16 protein-coding genes are annotated in these 16,365 nt (G+C 67.8%); 12 read left to right on the top strand and 4 right to left on the bottom strand.

The features are described 5' to 3' along the window. Positions 1-89 precede the first annotated feature (89 nt). Positions 90-734: a hypothetical protein gene (locus ACEUEL_RS09880; protein WP_405704364.1), complete on the top strand. Its 645-nt coding sequence runs from the start codon at positions 90-92 to the stop codon at positions 732-734. Positions 735-742: 8 nt separating this feature from the next. Here ACEUEL_RS09880 and ACEUEL_RS09875 read toward each other — a convergent pair whose 3' ends face one another. Next, entirely contained in the window at positions 743-1,384 is a 642-nt protein-coding gene (locus ACEUEL_RS09875) for a recombinase family protein (RefSeq protein WP_405704362.1), read from the bottom strand. Between the two features lie 549 nt (positions 1,385-1,933). Between ACEUEL_RS09875 and ACEUEL_RS09870 the strand changes: the two genes are divergently transcribed. The 8 genes from ACEUEL_RS09870 (at position 1,934) to ACEUEL_RS09835 (ending at position 11,097) form a co-directional block, all read left to right on the top strand. Further along, positions 1,934-2,269, top strand: a complete 336-nt coding sequence (locus ACEUEL_RS09870; RefSeq protein ID WP_405704361.1) for a hypothetical protein — start codon at positions 1,934-1,936, stop codon at positions 2,267-2,269. Then, positions 2,269-2,727 carry a hypothetical protein gene (locus tag ACEUEL_RS09865; protein WP_405704360.1) on the top strand — a complete coding sequence of 153 codons (459 nt, stop codon included), beginning with the start codon at positions 2,269-2,271 and terminating at the stop codon, positions 2,725-2,727. Before ACEUEL_RS09870 ends, ACEUEL_RS09865 begins: the two co-directional genes overlap by 1 nt. 1 nt (position 2,728) lies before the next feature. Further along, positions 2,729-3,175 carry a hypothetical protein gene (locus ACEUEL_RS09860; RefSeq protein ID WP_405704358.1) on the top strand — a complete coding sequence of 149 codons (447 nt, stop codon included), beginning with the start codon at positions 2,729-2,731 and terminating at the stop codon, positions 3,173-3,175. Further along, positions 3,175-5,199: a phage tail tip lysozyme gene (locus ACEUEL_RS09855; RefSeq protein ID WP_405704357.1), complete on the top strand. Its 2,025-nt coding sequence runs from the start codon at positions 3,175-3,177 to the stop codon at positions 5,197-5,199. The genes ACEUEL_RS09860 and ACEUEL_RS09855 overlap by 1 nt, the downstream gene beginning before the upstream one ends. Positions 5,200-5,374: 175 nt before the next feature. Beyond that, on the top strand, positions 5,375-7,795 hold the full coding sequence (locus ACEUEL_RS09850) for a coiled-coil domain-containing protein (protein ID WP_405704355.1): 2,421 nt from the start codon (positions 5,375-5,377) through the stop codon (positions 7,793-7,795). After that, positions 7,795-10,200 (top strand): hypothetical protein, encoded by a 2,406-nt coding sequence (locus ACEUEL_RS09845; protein ID WP_405704354.1) that lies wholly within the window; start codon positions 7,795-7,797, stop codon positions 10,198-10,200. The genes ACEUEL_RS09850 and ACEUEL_RS09845 overlap by 1 nt, the downstream gene beginning before the upstream one ends. Beyond that, complete coding sequence (locus tag ACEUEL_RS09840) at positions 10,197-10,586, top strand: hypothetical protein (protein ID WP_405704353.1); 390 nt, start codon at positions 10,197-10,199, stop codon at positions 10,584-10,586. Before ACEUEL_RS09845 ends, ACEUEL_RS09840 begins: the two co-directional genes overlap by 4 nt. Further along, positions 10,579-11,097 (top strand): hypothetical protein, encoded by a 519-nt coding sequence (locus ACEUEL_RS09835; RefSeq protein ID WP_405704351.1) that lies wholly within the window; start codon positions 10,579-10,581, stop codon positions 11,095-11,097. The genes ACEUEL_RS09840 and ACEUEL_RS09835 overlap by 8 nt, the downstream gene beginning before the upstream one ends. A gap of 43 nt (positions 11,098-11,140) precedes the next feature. On the opposite strand, the gene ACEUEL_RS09830 is transcribed toward ACEUEL_RS09835, so the two are convergent. Further along, positions 11,141-12,079 carry a LysR family transcriptional regulator gene (locus ACEUEL_RS09830; RefSeq protein WP_405706694.1) on the bottom strand — a complete coding sequence of 313 codons (939 nt, stop codon included), beginning with the start codon at positions 12,077-12,079 and terminating at the stop codon, positions 11,141-11,143. Positions 12,080-12,206: 127 nt separating this feature from the next. Here ACEUEL_RS09830 and ACEUEL_RS09825 point away from each other — a divergent pair, with 127 nt between their 5' ends. Both ACEUEL_RS09825 and ACEUEL_RS09820 read left to right on the top strand, forming a co-directional pair. Further along, on the top strand, positions 12,207-12,536 hold the full coding sequence (locus ACEUEL_RS09825; RefSeq protein WP_405704349.1) for a nuclear transport factor 2 family protein: 330 nt from the start codon (positions 12,207-12,209) through the stop codon (positions 12,534-12,536). Beyond that, the gene (locus ACEUEL_RS09820; protein ID WP_405704347.1) at positions 12,533-13,321 is read left to right on the top strand and encodes an SDR family oxidoreductase; all 789 of its coding nucleotides are present in this window, start codon (positions 12,533-12,535) and stop codon (positions 13,319-13,321) included. Before ACEUEL_RS09825 ends, ACEUEL_RS09820 begins: the two co-directional genes overlap by 4 nt. A 72-nt stretch (positions 13,322-13,393) precedes the next feature. Here ACEUEL_RS09820 and ACEUEL_RS09815 read toward each other — a convergent pair whose 3' ends face one another. Continuing rightward, positions 13,394-13,681 (bottom strand): hypothetical protein, encoded by a 288-nt coding sequence (locus ACEUEL_RS09815; RefSeq protein WP_405704345.1) that lies wholly within the window; start codon positions 13,679-13,681, stop codon positions 13,394-13,396. A 9-nt stretch (positions 13,682-13,690) separates the two neighbouring features. Next, the gene (locus ACEUEL_RS09810) at positions 13,691-13,945 is read right to left on the bottom strand and encodes a hypothetical protein (protein ID WP_405704343.1); all 255 of its coding nucleotides are present in this window, start codon (positions 13,943-13,945) and stop codon (positions 13,691-13,693) included. A gap of 950 nt (positions 13,946-14,895) precedes the next feature. Between ACEUEL_RS09810 and ACEUEL_RS09805 the strand changes: the two genes are divergently transcribed. Continuing rightward, on the top strand, positions 14,896-16,362 hold the full coding sequence (locus ACEUEL_RS09805; protein ID WP_405704342.1) for an ABC transporter substrate-binding protein: 1,467 nt from the start codon (positions 14,896-14,898) through the stop codon (positions 16,360-16,362). The last annotated feature ends 3 nt before the right edge of the window (positions 16,363-16,365 follow it).

Here is a 16,365-nt window from a genome sequence, read left to right as displayed (position 1 = left end):
TGTTTTGCTAGGAAGCGAACAGCGCCTCTACTGAAAATGTTCGCCATGGGAGCCAAAATGTTCGCCGATGTTCGCAAGAAGTACGCTCGATGTTCGCCGGACTGTTCGTGCGAACATTTTTTCACCCGCTCTATAAGAGCGGTGAAAATGTTCGCCAGTTTGTTCGCCACCGCAGTGCTGAACAGGGGCGTGCGATGAGCGGCACCGATCTGGACGAAAGCGGGCTAAACCCGGGCGAAGGTCGGGGCATTCCCAAGCGGGTCCGACATGCCGTTGAACTCAAGGTCACGGGTGCGGTCACCACGTGGAAAGCGGCAGCAGCCAAGGCCGGGTTGACACCCGAATGGCTGAGTAAAAGTCTCCGAAAACCACAAGTGGCCGCGTTTTACACGCGCCGAAGCCGCGAAGTTCTCACCGATGCTGGGCCGGAGGCGGTTCAAACCGTCATGGCGATCATGCGGGACGGCAAGACCGACAAGATCAAGCTTGAAGCAGCCGAGGTTATTCTCCGGCTGAACGCGATGTTCCCGAAAAGCGATACGCCGGTGGTGAACCTGGCCGTCACGCCTGGCTATGTGATCGACCTGTCGGGCGGTGACGGCTCGCACGCGCGGATCGCCGCCAGCACGGGCGCGACGGAGCCGATCCGGCAGGCGGGTCCGCGGACGATCGACCTGACGCCGGCCCGGTCGGGTGACGCGGCTTGCGGCGATGACGATGGAGGCGAGGCGTGATCGGGCTCTCAGCCGGTGAGGCGCTTGCGGGTGCGGCTGACCTGCATCGGCAGCCACGTCCCGCCGGTCGGGGTCGGGATGCCGCGCCGGTTGAGCTCGGCTGCCGCCTGGCGCGTGGACAGTTCCGCCAGCTCGGCGAAGACAGGGCCGAGCGGCTGGGCTCGCTCGGCAGCCTCTGCCCGCAGGCGCGGCGCGAGCACGTCCGCGCCGTGCTTTCCGAGGCGGGTGCCGCGCGCTTTGCTCGCGGCGAGCGCGGCCTTGGTGCGCTCGGCGATCTGCTCACGCTCATGCTGGGCAACGGCCGCGAGGATGTGGAGCGTCAGCTTGTTGGCATGGGGATTGTCGACGGCGACGAACTCGACGCCCGAATCCATGAGAGCCGCGACAAACGCGAGGTTGCGCGACAGGCGATCCAGCTTGGCAATCACGAGTTTGGCCTTGCGGCGCTTGCACATCGCAATCGCGCTGCGCAGCTCGGGGCGCTCGTCATCCTTGCCGCTTTCGGCCTCGACGAACTCGCCGGCCAGCGTCCACGCGCCGCCGTTCAGCCAGTCGCGGACGGCCTTCTGCTGGGCTTCGAGCCCAAGGCCGCTGCGGCCCTGCCGGTCGGTGGAGACGCGGTAGTACGCGACGAACGTGCCTTCGGCCATGTGGTGCGCCCCCATGCAGATGCGCTCCCGACGATGCGCGGAAACGCCATATTGAAACAAGCTGACCAAGGTATGCTTGTTACACTGCCCGTACGGTTGGTGGCCGTCAAGCCTGCAATCGCCTCCACCGTCCCGTGCGTTGGGCTCGCTTCACCTGCTGCTGCATCGTCACGTCACAAACATTCCCCGCCCAGCCAGGCGGCAATGCGATCCCCGAGATACCGAACTCTCCATCGGCTTCGGAGATCGTCACGACGATCACCCGCAATCGCATCGGGCCTGGCTGGCCGGATGCCGATGGAGAACACCATGCCGAGCACCGCGCTCACCATCCCGATCCGAACAGCGTCTGTCGACCGTTCGCCCCGCCGCCCGGTGGGGCCGGCGGCCGGCCGTGCCCCGTCCTCGGGCGGCCGTTCGACCCCCCCATGGGGGACCCGATTTCCAGCCGCGTCTCGTGGAGGGGCCGGGGGGTCAAAAACGCAAATCGCCGTCCCCGCGGCCATGCTCCGCGCGATTTTTTTCGAAATCTTCCGAGGGGGCTGACCGATGCGTGACGATGTGATCATCCCGTCCGCTGGTGCTGCGGGCCTCCGCGTCGATGATCTGCCGCCCGTCATTCGTGGCGGCCCGGATTTCGAGACGCGCATCGCGATCATGTGCGAGTACGCCGACATCCTGGAGGGTCTCCGGCGGCGCGGTGCCGATGAACCCTCCCCGTTCGGTGATCCGGCGCTCACCCTGTGGAGCGTGCTCGACCTGCTGGCGAACGAGTTCCCGCGCGAGGCGGTGATGGCTGTGGCGAGCCATTTCCTGCGCGGCCATATCGCCCGGCTCGATGCCCAGCGCGCGCTGGCCGGGGCCCTGCCGGCGGGGAGCGCCTGATGGGTGAAATCGCGCTGATCGTTGGCACCGGCCTCAAGGCCGTCGGCTCGGTGATGGCTGGTCGCGAGCAGGCGCGGGCGGCGAAGTTCGAGCAGCAGCAATACGGCATCCAAGCGCAGGTCGAGCGCACGGCGGCGGCGCAGGCGGAGGCTCGCAAGCGCGAGGAGCTGACCTCGGCGCTGGGCACCATACAAGCGGTGCGCGCCGGGCGCGGGGTCGGCATGTCATCGCCGACGGGCATGGCGACCCTGACGACGGTGGCGTCGGAGATGACGCGCGACGCACGGCAGGCGTCGCTGAACCATCTCCTGAAGGCGGACCAGAGCCGGATGGCCGGCGCCCTATCAGGCAAGAAAGCCACATACTCGCTGCTGTCCGGCCTCGTTGACGCCGGGGCTGACATCGCCGGCGGCGTCTACGACTATTCCCAGCTGATAGCAAAGCCAAAGGTAGGGTGACATGGGCGATCAGCATCCATCTGTCGAGCCGATCCACGGAGGCGTCGTCAACGCCATCGCCGTTCGCTTCTTTCGGAGCCCGGCCGGCGATCAGCTTGCCTGGGTCGCGCTGGCCGATATTCTGCTTGCAGCGCGATTTCCTGATGAAAGCGCACCGAACTTCCTCGCGGACCTGCACCGCGACGCCGCCGGCGACACGCTGCTGATTGAGACGCCGGACGGTGTCGAGACGGCCGTGGCGTTTTGGCTCGGCCGCTGCCTGCTCGAGGCCGCCGTCGACATGGGCTGGGTCAGTTCGGACGTGATGGACCAGTTCCTGGCCGAAGCCTCCGCCGCCACGATCGTCGCCGTGGGTCCGATGCCGCAAGCCGAGCTGGTGAGCTTCACCGAGCGTGCGATCGCCGCGCAGGACGAGCGCATGGCAAGCTTCCGCAGGGTGAGCACCTGATGGCCGGCAGCGGACTCCCGATCCCCGAATCTGGCGTTCTGGCGCAGGGGCCCGGCGTCATCGACGGCGACGGACTGACGTCGGCGCGATCCTGGGCCAGCATTGCCGCGTCGGGCGCGAAGCTCGCGAATGCCGCTGGCAACCTGCTTGAGCAAGAGCACCGCCAGGCACTGATCGGTCGCCTAGCGGATCGGGACACGACCGACCGCAAGCGCGCGATCGAATTGCAGGACATGTTTCGTGAAGACCCCGGCGGCTTCCAGAGGGCTTGGCAGGGCTACCGCGAAGGCGTTTTGTCCTCCATCGAACCCGACTTGGTGCCGCACGCCAGAGCGACGTTGGGGTCGCTCGGCAATTCCGCGTTCGGCGAAATCCTCGACCGTAAGCGCACCCGCGACCGCCAGCAGGATACTGAGCGGGTGAACGCGCTTGTCGAGGCCACGGCGAACGATCTGACCGCCACCGCCATGCGCGGCGAGCTCGGGTCGGAGAAGGGTCAGATCACGGCGGTCAAGCTGCGTAGCGTGCTCGACAGCGCAGTTTCGAGTGGCTTGGTAACGCGCGAGAAAGCCGACCTGCGGCTGAATCAAATACTGGGCGATGCACAGGCCGAAGGCGTACTGCACAGCGCCAAGTCTGCCTACGACGACGCGCGCGCGACCGGATCGGACGCCCTCGGTGCCGCCCGGAAGGTGGTCGAGGAGCGAATTCTCAATAATCCCGAGCTGCCGCTGAGCGCCGATGATCGGAGGGCTTACGCGAGCAAAATAACGGCCGAGCTCGGCGCCGAGGAAGCCCTGCGCCGTCAGGACCTATCCATCGCCCGCAAGGCCGCGACCGATGCGCAGGCGGCCATGCAAGGCGGCGTTCGGGTCAGCCCCGAGACGATCGACAGCTTGGCCGATCAGCTCAGCGCCAACGGCGGCCAGGCCGATGCCGCCCGGCTGCGCGCCGCCGCCGCTCGCGCGGATCGACTGCGCGATTTCGGCCGACAGCCGCTCGCGCAGCAGGTGCAGCAGTTCGAGCAGCTCGTGCCACCGTCGGCGCGCGAGCGCGCCGCGATGGAGTTCTACATCGCGAAGGGCTGGAGCCCAGCCCAGGCGGCGGGCATCGTCGGCAATCTCGTCGGCGAGAGCGGTCGTGGCCTCGACCCGACGCTGTCGCATGATGGAGGCACGGGCCTCGGCATTGCCGGTTGGCGGGACGAGGCGCCGGGCCAGGGTCGCAAGACCGCGCTCGAGAAGTTCGCCCAGGCGCGCGGCAAGCCGGCGACCGACTTCGAGACCCAGCTCGAATTCCTGCACCACGAGCTCACGACCACGGAGAAGGCCGCCGGTGACAAGCTGCGCGCCGCGACCGACCCGCGCGCGGCCGCGGTGGCGATGCTGGATTTCGAACGGCCGGGCGGTTGGAAGCCCGGCGATCCGACTGGCTCGAATGGCTATCAGAACCGGCAAAACGATGCGGCGCGGCTCGCCGGGGCCAAGTCAGGCGACACCGAACCGGATCTGCGCTTCGCGAAGGAGGCGCAGTCCGAACTCGCGAAGTCGGTCGCCCGAGACTGGAAGAAGCTCAGCGCGGACCTCGACGCCGGCGTGCGGCCGGCGCCCGGTGCGCTCGCCGCGCTCATTAATGGCGCCACGCTCTCGGGCGATAGCGACCTGTTGGAGGACATCGGCGAACGGCTGGACCGCTATGATGCCGCCCGCAGCCTCGAACGGGACAGCCTCGGTGCGCAGCAGGCCGCCGTGTCCTCCGCCGAACAGGCCGGTGCCGCTGGCGTCCTGCCGCCCGGCCGTTCCGCCTGGCTTCGCGACTTCGCCTCCGTCCGCGATGCGACCATCGCCGGGCTGGACCGCGACCCGGTCGGGCTAGGCGTCGACGACCTCGCGGGCGTGCAGACGCTGTCCGGCTCTCCGGTCACGCCCGAGTACCTGCGCGGGTCCGCGAAGCTCGATACGGTCGGCGATGGCCGCTATCTCGTCCGGCTCACGGCGATCCGGCCCGGCCGGCCTACGCTGTGAAGGCGAGCGGCAACCCCGCCGTCCCGCCGGCGCCCTTCGTGCTGGACCTTCGGGACCGTCGACCCGCCACGATGCCGTCCTGGGCCAGTGCTCCGGCGGCGAGCGGCGCGCCGGCGCCGTCGTGGAACTCCACCTCCGGCCCGTTCGGCGGCCTCGGCACGAGCTGGAGCGACCGATGAGCCTCGACGTGTTTCAGCGTGATGAGCAGGCCAGCCTCGCCCTCGCGCGCCAGCACCTGGCGCAGGATTTGCCGGCGACCTTCAGCGAGAGCTTCGATGCCGCGTGGCGAGCTGGGCTGGAGTTCGGCAACAGCGACGCCCAGGCCCGCGCCCGCATCGAAGGTGTGCAGGACTTTGTCGACGATGTCCGGAAGAGAACCGGCGTGCTGCTGGTCAACCCGGCGCTCGGCGGAGGCGTGGCGGCGCTGGAGCAGATGAATGCCCAGCTGGTGCAGCTGTCCGTGAAGCACCCCGACCTCGGGCTGCACGCGCTCACCGAGGAGGATATCGACCGGCTCGGCGAAGGCCGCAGCCGCGATGCCCGCGAGGCGGCACAGCGGATGGCCGGGCGTGAGCAAACCTGGGGCGCCGTCGCCGGCTCGCTGCTCGGCTCGGTCGCCGCCGGCGGTGTCGATCCTGTCAACCTGATTGCCGTGCCGCTCGCCGCGCCGGCCTCGCTCGGGATCCTCGGCACCGCGCTCGCGACGGCCGGCATCACCGCCGGCACCCAGGCCGCGATCGAAGCCGTCACTGCCGGCTACAAGGAGCGCGTAGAGCCGGGCTATGTCGACAGCGGCGAGGCCGGACAGAACGTCGTCGGTGCGGCTGTCGCGGGCGGCGTGCTCGGCGGCGGGGCGAAGGCGCTCGGGGCGCTGTGGTCCCGCGTGCAAACCGGCGCCTGGCCCCGCTCCATCCGCGACGCCGGCAACGTCGTGGCCTCGGAAGCGCAGCTCGCCGACACGAACATTCTTCCCGGCGTCGAGGGCGAGGTCGCGCACCGCACCGCGCTTCAAGCGTCGATAGACGCGCTGGTGAGCGGCCGCCCGGTCGACGTGTCGGACACCATCACGCCGAGCCTGCTGCGCGGCTACGAGGCCCGCTTGCAGCCGGTGCTGGAGGCTCGCGCCAAGGCCATTGCCGCCGGTGAATCCGCTGCCGCCATCGAACGCGAGGGCGCACGCCTGCCGGCCACGGTGGAGCGTTTGTCGGAGGTGCAGCTTGCCGATATCCGCGCCTCCGCACGCTCGGTGGACACCGCGGCCGCGGGGCTGCGTGAGGGGTTCGATGCGGAGGATGCCAGCCTGACCGCGCAGCGCGGCGCGCTGTTGGATCGCACTGCCACCATCGGCGCGCTGCGCGATGAGGTGGACAGCCTGCGCACCGATGTCGAGCGTGTCGAGGCCCGCATTGCGGACGCGCGGCCGCCGATCGACGCCGACACGCAGGCCCGCCTCGACGCCATCGATGCCGATCTCGCCGTCGAGAACATCCCCGCCGACCGCCGCGCTTATCTCGAGGGCGAGCGCGCCAGCATCGCCGAGACACTAGCGGCCACCGCGCCGGGCGATGCCCGCCTGGCCGCCTCGCTGGAGGCGGAAGCGAAGGGCCTTCGCCGCGCCTTGGCTCGGAAAGAGAAGGCGCTCGATCGTGCCGCCGCCACCGAGGCCCGCGCCCGGGCCAAGCTCGACAAGACCGACGCCGCGCTGCCGGGCCGCCGCAAAGCCGCCGAGACGCGCGTGGCCGGACAGCGCGAGGCGCTCGCCACCGAGATGCGCCGCGCCGTCTCCCGCCTCGCGCAGGAGGGCTACAGCGTCCGCCTGCCGCGTGACGATGCTGAGGCCTTCGCCGCAAGGATCCTCGGCGCCGGCGACGGCGAGGTCGACGATGCCCTGCGCGCGCTGACCGAGACGTTGGTCGACCGACGTCTTGAAGCGCTTCGAAGCCGCCCCGCCGCCGAACCCGGCATCGGCAAGCCTGCGCCGATCGCCGAGCAGGAGGCCCGTCGGGGATACTGGATAGATGAGGCGCGCAAGCACATTCAGGCGCTGGCCCGAGAGGTCGGGCACAACATGCCCCGCGAGGATGCCGGCGCCGTTGCGGCCGCCATCGCCCGCGCCCCTGACGAGGACGCCGCCGGTGCGATTCTCGACGAGCTTCTCCTGCGGCCGCGCACCATGGCCGCGACGCTGCCGGGTACCGAGGCGGCTCGGCTGGAGCGTCCGCGCGCCGGAGGTACGACTGAGAGCCCCGGCGGTCTCCAGGGGGACTCGCACAGCTCCTCCCCCTCGCGGACGGGTGCCAGCATAGCCGGCGAGCCGCGCCCCGAACAGATTGCGGTGCTCGCGGACGAGCTCACCCCCGCTCGGATCGCCGCCGCCCGCAGCGATGCCGCCGTCGACGACGTGGTCGCCCATGACCTCGACAAGCTCCGCGCCATGGGTGACCGGCAGGTGCCAATCGGCGAGCGGCTGAACGAGCGGGGCGAGCTCGAGGCGGACATGCGCAGCGTCGACGAGCTCATTGACGAGGCCGACGCGCGCCTCGCCGCCGCGCGCGAAATCGCCGCCTGCGCCCTGCCGCAACCGGAGCCAGCCTGATGAGCATCGCGGATTGCGTCGCCAAGCTGGTAAAGGCCGGCTCGATCTCGAAGGAGATCGGGGATGAGGCGCTCGGGCTGTATGAGCGGAGCCGTGGCGAGTTCGGCCGCACCATGGGCCCGGCACAGGCCGATGCCGCCGCCGCGCTGGCGACCGCCCGGTCGATCGAGGCCGGGGCGAAGAAGCTGCGCAACGACGTCGCAAAACAGTCGCTCGCCTGGGCGAACGCTGAGAAGCGGGTGCTGGAACACAATCAGGGCCGCGCCGCCGGGCTGATGTCCATGCTGACCCGGGACATCTGGGAACAGGGCGGCGAGAACGTCGCCACCAAGGCCGAAGTGATCTGGGCGCAGCTCTCGCGGAAGTTCGAGGCCGGGATGAGTGCCTATGCCCCCGGCATCTTCGGCCAGTCGGCGCAGCAGCTCGCTGGGGTGCGGAATCTGGTGCGGGAAGTGTTCGGCGTCGACACGGGCGACACCGTGGCGAAGGCGGCCGCCGCCGGCTGGAAGGCCGCCACGACCGAGGCCGTCGAGCGCGTCCGCGCGGCGGGCCGAAATCTGCCGGCGAATGAGGATTGGAGGCTTCCGCAGTTCTGGGACTCGCTCCGCGTCCGCAAGTTCACGCGGGAAGAGTTCGCCCGCGACTTCAAGGCGGAGGTCGATCGAGGCGCGCTGCGGCTATGGGATCGCGACACCGGCAAGCCGGCCACGGCGGAGCGGACCGCCTTCATCCTCGATCGGGCGTACAGGGACATAACGATCGGCGACAGCGGCTCGGCGGCGTTCTCGCCGGAGATGCGCACCTTTCAGTTCGCCGACAGTGCGGAGGGTGCCGAGGCCTGGCTTCGGCTCTCCGACAAATTCGGCAGCGGACAAAACGTCCTGGGCATGCTCACCGGCCATCTGAACCGGATGGCGACCGATATCGCCCTCGCCGAGGTGATCGGACCCAATCACGGCGCCATCATCCGCGCCGCCCTGCCGCTGGTGCGCGAGGAAGAAGCGGGGCTGTCTCGGCTGCAACGGCTGAACCCGGTTCGCATGCTGGAGAGCCGCTCCGTCGCCAAGCGGACGTACAACGTTCTGACGGGCCGCGCCAACGCCGTCGACGGTCCGCTGATGGCCGGCATCTTCGGTGGCCTTCGCTCGATCAACGTGGCGGCCAAGCTCGGTGGCGCGGTGATCAGCGCCGTGCCGGGGGACAGTGTCACCGCGGGACTGGCAGCTTCGTACAATGGCATGCCGCCCGGCCGCATCCTCGCCGGGGCGCTGCGGGAAATCTCCCGCGGCGGTGTCGACAGCGAAGCGCTCGCCGCCCGCCTGAACCTCACCGCCCACGCCGCCATGGACTTCGCGCACGGGTTCTCGCGCTTCACCGACGAGGTCGCCGGTCCGCAAATGCTCCGGGCGGTAGCGAATGTGGTCATCCGCTCGCAGGGGCTCGCGGCATGGACTGATATGATGAAGCGCACCTTCAGCATGGAGTTCATGGGGCATCTCGCCGACCACGCCCGCTATTCGCTCGCCGATCTGGCGGAGGCGAATCGCCCGCTGGCGAACTTCCTCGAGCGGCATCAGATCGGCGCCGGCGAGTGGGACATCATCCGCAAGACGCAGCCGCTCATCGTCGACGGCGCAACCTTCCTCGATACGGAGGCGATCGGCGACCGCGCGCTCGCCGAGAAGCTGCTCGGCGGCATTGTCGAGGAGCGCGCATTCGCTGTGCTGGAGCCGGACGCGCGAATCCGCGCCGTGATGACCGGCGGCACGACGGCAGGCACCTTTTGGGGGGAAATGATCAGATCGGCGACACTGTTTAAGTCGTTCTCGGTGACGATGATCGCCACCCATCTCATGCGGATCGCCACCCAGGGGCCGATCGAATCCCGGCTCTGGAACGGCGCCGCCTTCGTCACCTTCAACCTGCTCGCCGGCGCTGCGGCGATCCAGGCCAAGAGCATCCTCGCCGGCAAGGAGCCCGAGCCGATGGACAGCGCCGCGTTCTGGGCGCGCTCAGGCCTGCAATCCGGCTCCCTCGGCGTGTACGGCGACCTCATCAGCGCCTCGTCATCGCGCACCGGGCGCAGCTTCATCTCCGACCTGGCAGGCCCGGCGATCGGCGCCGCTGAGGATGTCGCCCGGCTGTCCTCGCAGCAGCTGCGTCGGCTGATGGAGGGGAGCAACACCACCTTCGGTGCCGAGATGGTGCGCACCGCCCGACGCTACGATCCCGGCACCTGGTACACGCGCCTCGCCGTTGACCGGGTGATTTTTGACCAGCTTCAAACCCTCGTGGATCCCGACTACCGCGCCAGCTTCCGACGGCAGGAGCGCGCCGCCGAGCGCGATTACGGCCAGTCGTTTTGGTGGTCGCCCGGACAGGCCTTGCCGGGAGGCGCTCAGTGACAAAACTCAATTGGAACCGGGGGAGGCATGGCGGCGGCTGGTCGATCGAGCGCAGCCCGTACCGCCCGTTCACGCCGAGCGAGGTGTTGCGCGGTCGGACGCAGAAGAAGCCGCCGCGTTCGAGTGCACTCCCGGCGCCGGCGGCTTCCGCCGAGCCCGCAGACCGCGCCAGCGTAACGTTGGCCTATCTCGCGCGCCACGGCACGAACCGCCTGTCGGTTTGGTGCGGCGCCTGCAAGATCGCCCAGCACCGCGACCTCGAAGGGCTCTCCGACGACGTCATGGCGCTCCCGGTGACCGACCTCGGTGCCGCCGTGCGTTGTGAGCAGTGTAGCGCTTCGACGATGGTGTCGCCGTTCCGCGAAGGGCCATCGAAACATGCTTGACCGCACCCACGGCCAACTGCCCGCGCTCGCCGACGAACCGGCGGCCCGTCCCTCCGCCCGGCACACCCCCGCAACCGCGCTTTACCTCGCCATCACGGCGCAAATCCACCAACGGATTCGGCGGCTCGGAATCACGATGGCCCGCTGCGATGACCTCAGCGGCCTCCAGGACGGGTATGTTGCGAAGCTGCTGCATCCCGACACCAAAACCGGCCGGCAGGCGAACTGGGCGACCCTCCAGCTGCTTGTCGACGCGGTATTTCCCGACGGATACGACATCATCATCCGCCCGCGCGACGGGCGGAAGGCTGAGAAGCTCGTCCCGGAAACGAACCCCACCGTGGACGCCCGCACCCGCTCCGTCATGGCGGCCATGGGCCGGAAGGGCGGGCTGAAGAGCTGGGAGGTGCGGAAGGCGAAGCTCACCGCGGCAGAGCAGCGCCTCGTGGAAGAGAACCCGCGACGGGCGCGCCGGCGGCTGGGCAAGAAGCTGCGCGGCGAGCGAGCCTGACAAGCTCGGGCTCCATCTGATCGCCACCGCAGTTTAATCACTCCTACCCGAGCGCATTTGGACCTGTCGCCGATCTCGGGGCATCACTGCCTTCATTATGGCGCCTCGCGAACTCGACGAACGCCTTGAACGCGGCGGTGGGATTGCGCCGGCTCGGATAGTAGAGGCTCAAAGGCGAGAGAGTGGGCGTCCAATCCTCAAGCACGCGCACGAGCCGACCTGCGGCAATGTCGTCCCGCACGTCGGACTCCATCGCCAGGGTGAGACCGATGGAGGCGAGGGCCGCGGTGCGGGCGAGGCTCGCCTCGTCCAAGGTGAGGGAGCCCTCGACATCGATATGGACCGATCGACCGTCCTTCTCGAATGGCCAGCGGTAGATCGCCCCACTGGGAAGCCGGACGCGGAGACAGGAATGCCCGGCGAGATCCTGGGGGTTCAGGGGCGTCCCGTGTGCTTCGAGATAGCTCGGTGTGCCCACCACGACATTGCGCCGCGCGGCACCCACTGGGAGCGCGATCATGTCCGCCGGCACAAGATCTGAACTGCGGACGCCGAGATCGAAGCCGCCCGCGACAATGTCCACGAGACGGCCCTCCGTGACGATGTCGATATGGACTTGAGGGTGGACGCGCAGAAACGGCAGGACGAGCCAGGAGAAAATCTCCCGCGCCGCTGTCGGAAAGGCGTTGATGCGCAACGTACCCGAAGGCGTCGCCTGTTGGGAGCGCGCAACCTCCATCGCCTCGTGAATGTCACGCACGGCAGGAGCAACCTGCGCGACAAACCTTTGGCCTGCCTGGGTCAGGGAGACGCTGCGCGTCGTCCGGTTGAACAATCGTACGCCCAGCGCGCGCTCGAGCTTGCCCACCGCATTGCTGAGCGCGGTCGTCGAAACACCGAGTTCGAGCGCCGCCGTGCGGAACTTGCCCCGACGTGCGACCATGAGAACGGCGTCCAGTTCCGTCAGGCCGCCCTGCGTCATTGTTTCGCCTTTCGCGATGAAACGTCCTCGATTGTCCTGATTATCGGATGGGCTGTCCATCGCTAGCTTGGATGACAGGCGCACGTTCCGCCGTCACGGCTTCGACCGCATCAAACAGGACAAGTCAATGTCGCTCGACCTTCCATCCCCTATTGCCACGTATGTGGCTGCCAACGCCCGCCTAGACGTCGATGGCATGCTGGCCCCCTTCGCGGCCGAGGCCGTCCTTCGCGACAATGGCACTGTTTTCCGCGGTCACGCCGAACTCCGGCATCTCTTCGAGGAGGCGGCGGTCGCGGTGAAGGCAATCTTCACGCCGGACACCGTGAGGCACGAGGACGGTGAGGTCGTCCTCGAGGGCCCCGCCCATGGCGACTTCAATGGAAGCCCGATCCGTTTCACCTACCGTTTCACGCTGGAAAACGACGCCATCAAAGCCCTGGAGATCACGGCATGACCATCAAGGCTGATCCGACCGAGTTCGCGGGCAAGCGCGTGCTCATCAGTGGCGGCACCAAGGGTCTGGGCCGCGCCACCGTCGACCGCTTCCTGGCCGGCGGCGCACGGGTGATCACCTCCGCCCGTGGAACGTTGGACCCCATCGACGGCGTCGAATACGTCCAGGCGGACCTGACGACGGCCTCGGGAGGCGAAGCTTTGGCCGAGGCGGCGCTCGACCGCTTGGGCGGCGTCGACATCCTCGCCCACGTGCTCGGCGGCTCGACCACGCCCGGCGGCGGCTTTCTCGCCCTGACCGACGATTACTGGCTGTCCGAGCTGAATTTGAACCTGCTGGCCACGGTGCGTCTCGATCGCCTGCTCATTCCGCAGATGATCGAGCGGGGCGCCGGCGCGGTGGTGCACGTGACCTCCATCCAGTCGGTGCTTCCGCTTCCCGAGGCAACCACCGCCTACGCCGCCGCCAAGGCCGCGCTCCGGACGTACAGCAAGTCGATCTCCAAGGAACTCGGGCCGAAGGGTGTGCGGGTGAATGCCGTCTCGCCCGGCTGGATCATGACCGAGGCGGCCGATGTCTTCCTGAAGCGCATCCAGGACGCCACCGGCGGCACGCTGGAGGACGCCCGCCAGCTCGTCCTGAAGGGCCTCGGCGGCATTGCCATCGGCCGCGGCGCCGAGCCATTCGAAGTCGCTGAAGCCATCGCCTTCCTTGCCTCGGATCGCGCCTCTTCAATCCATGGCACGGAACTCGTCGTCGACGGGGGCACCGTTCCAACCATTTGATCGGAGGCACCCCGAGAAAATTGGTCCTACAGCGATGTCAGCAGGATCATAAGCCCGCAGCGTTCGACATGCTCAAGCCTTGGGCGTGCGCTTCGCCCGTGGCTTGTTCCATGACCAGTCCTCCTCGCCGTCTGGTCCCGACGGCGCTTCCACATTACCGACACCGTGGCGGTGATCGAGCCATTGCTTGATGGCGGGCCAGTAGCGCCGGCCGAACGTGGCGTCTTTCTGCGGGAAGCCCTGGCGCTCCAGCGCGAGCGCGACGCCCGACCAGATGTCGGACTTCCCGGGCCCCATCAGCTCGCGCGAGATCTCCGCCTCGGTCGGAAAAAGGGGCATCTCATGCAGCGGACGTGGCATCGGTGACCTCTACGGCACTGGTTTTTCCACGCCGTCGGGTCTTGACGGCACCGGCATCGTACCAAGGCCGTTGTAGCGGTCGAGCCACGCTCTCACGGAAGGCCAGTAGCGCGCGCCGGTGAGGTGGCTGACCTTCGGAAGACCGTGCCGCTCGAGGATGACAGCAAGTGACTTCCATTCAGCAGAGCGCTTTGTGCCCAGCACCGCCTCGGCAATCTCCGCCTCGCTGGGGTAGAGTGGCATTTCGGAACGGCGTGATGGCATGGCGCTCTCCTCGACTGACCGGCGGGAGGATAGCCGAGCCAGCTGGTGCAATCACGACGGATGCGCCGGGCCACGAAAAGCCCGCCGCTCTGGGTGAGGGGCGGGCTGGTGCTAGGAACGAACTCGGTGCGGATCAATCCATGGGTGATTGGCCTTTCGGCCGCAATCGTTTCGTTCAACGTCCTGTCGTGGATGGACGGCCCGGCTCGTTGCCAGGACGGGTTGCGTTCTTCGTCAATCGGCCGGCAGGGGGCTTGCTCGCACCACGGTGGCGTGCGGCGATCCCCTGTCGGCCTATTCAGCATCCTCGTTGGCGTGTGCACCGGGATAGCGGCTGCTGCCTTCTCCCGGAGAGTCTCGGCATCGCCGCTTCCGACGGCATCAGCACCGGAATCGTCAGGGGTGCAGGCGCAATCGCCACCGCCTCAGGATCGGTCTAGAGTTCAAGCACCGATGCGGTTCTCACGGCAATGCAGCGAATGCGGAGAGGGCACGAGAGTATTCGTGTCCGTTGGACCGCCGCCGCATGGAGCGTTCTGGGAATGCCTTGGTGCGAATTGCGGAGCGAAGGCGCCGCGAGATTAGCCGTTCAGAGATCGAGGTCCAGCGGCAACACGCGGCTCTATCCCGCGCCGCGACGCGATTGGCGTTCGAGAAGCCCACGGCGCCGGGGACCACGATGGCACGAAGATACCTTCCCACCGGCGCGTCGATTGCCCTTCCTCGCCTACCATTAATCGCCAGATGCGAATAACTCATCGCAATTATAAATTTGTATGAATTGATCGGTGAATTATTGTTCATGCCTGAATAATCGACTGAGCCAGGGGCTCTTGGAGGAATGGCGAGCGGATCGGACCCAATTCGACGGTTAGACCGCATAACGAGAAGAGGGTTCGATGGCACAGGCAGCCAGATTCTCCAGCGTTCTCACCGGATGCGCCGCCCTGATGGGCGCACTGCTGGGGTCCACCTCCGTCATGGCGGCGACACGCGTCTCCGTCGCGGTGACCGAGACCATCGCCGGGTACAATCCCTATGGCGACAGCGTGGCGCTGATGAACTCGGTGTGGTGCCAGGTCTATGGCTGCATGATGCGCTACGACCCGAAGAAGCAGGCCTACACCTCCGACCTGTTCGAATCCTGGACCACAGAGGACCCGCAGACCTGGGTCTTCAAGCTGAAGCCCGGCCTGAAGCGCGAGAACGGGGAACCCGTCGTTCCCGCGGATTTCGTCCACAGCGTCGAGCGCATGCGGACCGATCCGCAGAGCCGGCAGGCGTATCGCGTCTCGCAGATCGCCAGCATAGAGGCCCGCGGCGATGACAGCGTGGTCATCAAGACTAAGGCGCCGCTCGCCACCCTGCCCGACTACCTCACCCAGGTCGTGGTGACGTCGAAGGCGCAATGGGACGCGCATGGGCGCGACGCCGACAGGGAACAGCCCTATGGCGCCGGACCCTACAAGCTCAAGCGGCTCGCCATCGACAATTACGTGATGCTGGAGAAGAAACCCGATCATCCGCTGATCTCGGCCAGCAATCCCGACGAACTCGTCTACCGGGTGATCAAGGAGCCCGAGCAGCGGGCCACGGCGCTGCTCAACGGTGAAGTGCAGATCGCGCAGTTCCTGCCGCCGCAGCTGGTGGACCGGATCGAGAACAACCCCGGCACCAAGGTCATCTGGGTGGATCCGGTCGAGATGATGTTCGTCGCGATGCGTCCTTCGCCGCCCTTCGACAAGAAGGAGGTGCGCCAGGCCGTGGCCTACGCGATCGATCGCGACGCGATCATCAAATATGTGCTGCAAGGCCGCGCCACCCGCCTCGATATGCCGATCGGCCCCGGCCAGGTGGGCTATGCGCCCTCCCCGGCGCGCTATCCCTTCGACCCGCAAAAAGCGCGCGAGCTGCTCAAGCAGGCGGGCTATCCCGATGGCGTCGCGGTCGACTTCTACGCGACGGTGGGCCGTTACGTGTCGGATCGCCAGATCTGCGAGGCCATCGCGCAGATGCTCGAAGCCGCCGGGTTCAAGGTCAATCTGAAGACCCCTGAATGGAGCACCCTGTGGGCCGATGTGCAGAAGGGGAACATCCCGTTCTACTATATGGGCCGTGGAACGATGACCGACCCGAGCGTCGCGCTCCAGCAGTATTTCGAGACCGGCGGCTCGCCGCGCATCGGCTTCTCCAACCCCGAGGTCGACGCTGCGCTGCGCGCCGAGCGCCAGTCCTTCGACCCCGCCGAGCGCGACGCTCTGCTGCGCCAGGCCATGTCGCTGATCGTGGAGGAGGCGCCCGCGGCCTTCCTCTGGCGGCATCAGATGGCGTGGGGCGCCGCCAAGAATATCGACTTCGAGCCGACGCCGACCGGCGATGCCTTCGGCTGGGCCATCAATCTCCAGGCGGGGAGGTGACGT

This window comes from Ancylobacter terrae (assembly GCF_045108345.1).
In the GTDB taxonomy this organism is placed as follows: domain Bacteria; phylum Pseudomonadota; class Alphaproteobacteria; order Rhizobiales; family Xanthobacteraceae; genus Ancylobacter.
Note: the sequence above shows the minus strand (reverse complement) of the source record. Positions and strands in the feature narration are given on the sequence as shown.

What these genes read in the sequence shown, in the direction of transcription:
- ACEUEL_RS09880 (WP_405704364.1), top strand. Translation starts at nt 90, where the DNA reads ATGTTCGCCGGACTGTTCGTGCGAACATTTTTTCACCCGCTCTATAAG.
- ACEUEL_RS09875 (WP_405704362.1), bottom strand. Translation starts at nt 1,384, where the DNA reads ATGGCCGAAGGCACGTTCGTCGCGTACTACCGCGTCTCCACCGACCGG.
- ACEUEL_RS09870 (WP_405704361.1), top strand. Translation starts at nt 1,934, where the DNA reads ATGCGTGACGATGTGATCATCCCGTCCGCTGGTGCTGCGGGCCTCCGC.
- ACEUEL_RS09865 (WP_405704360.1), top strand. Translation starts at nt 2,269, where the DNA reads ATGGGTGAAATCGCGCTGATCGTTGGCACCGGCCTCAAGGCCGTCGGC.
- ACEUEL_RS09860 (WP_405704358.1), top strand. Translation starts at nt 2,729, where the DNA reads ATGGGCGATCAGCATCCATCTGTCGAGCCGATCCACGGAGGCGTCGTC.
- ACEUEL_RS09855 (WP_405704357.1), top strand. Translation starts at nt 3,175, where the DNA reads ATGGCCGGCAGCGGACTCCCGATCCCCGAATCTGGCGTTCTGGCGCAG.
- ACEUEL_RS09850 (WP_405704355.1), top strand. Translation starts at nt 5,375, where the DNA reads ATGAGCCTCGACGTGTTTCAGCGTGATGAGCAGGCCAGCCTCGCCCTC.
- ACEUEL_RS09845 (WP_405704354.1), top strand. Translation starts at nt 7,795, where the DNA reads ATGAGCATCGCGGATTGCGTCGCCAAGCTGGTAAAGGCCGGCTCGATC.
- ACEUEL_RS09835 (WP_405704351.1), top strand. Translation starts at nt 10,579, where the DNA reads ATGCTTGACCGCACCCACGGCCAACTGCCCGCGCTCGCCGACGAACCG.
- ACEUEL_RS09830 (WP_405706694.1), bottom strand. Translation starts at nt 12,079, where the DNA reads ATGACGCAGGGCGGCCTGACGGAACTGGACGCCGTTCTCATGGTCGCA.
- ACEUEL_RS09825 (WP_405704349.1), top strand. Translation starts at nt 12,207, where the DNA reads ATGTCGCTCGACCTTCCATCCCCTATTGCCACGTATGTGGCTGCCAAC.
- ACEUEL_RS09820 (WP_405704347.1), top strand. Translation starts at nt 12,533, where the DNA reads ATGACCATCAAGGCTGATCCGACCGAGTTCGCGGGCAAGCGCGTGCTC.
- ACEUEL_RS09815 (WP_405704345.1), bottom strand. Translation starts at nt 13,681, where the DNA reads ATGCCACGTCCGCTGCATGAGATGCCCCTTTTTCCGACCGAGGCGGAG.
- ACEUEL_RS09810 (WP_405704343.1), bottom strand. Translation starts at nt 13,945, where the DNA reads ATGCCATCACGCCGTTCCGAAATGCCACTCTACCCCAGCGAGGCGGAG.
- ACEUEL_RS09805 (WP_405704342.1), top strand. Translation starts at nt 14,896, where the DNA reads ATGGGCGCACTGCTGGGGTCCACCTCCGTCATGGCGGCGACACGCGTC.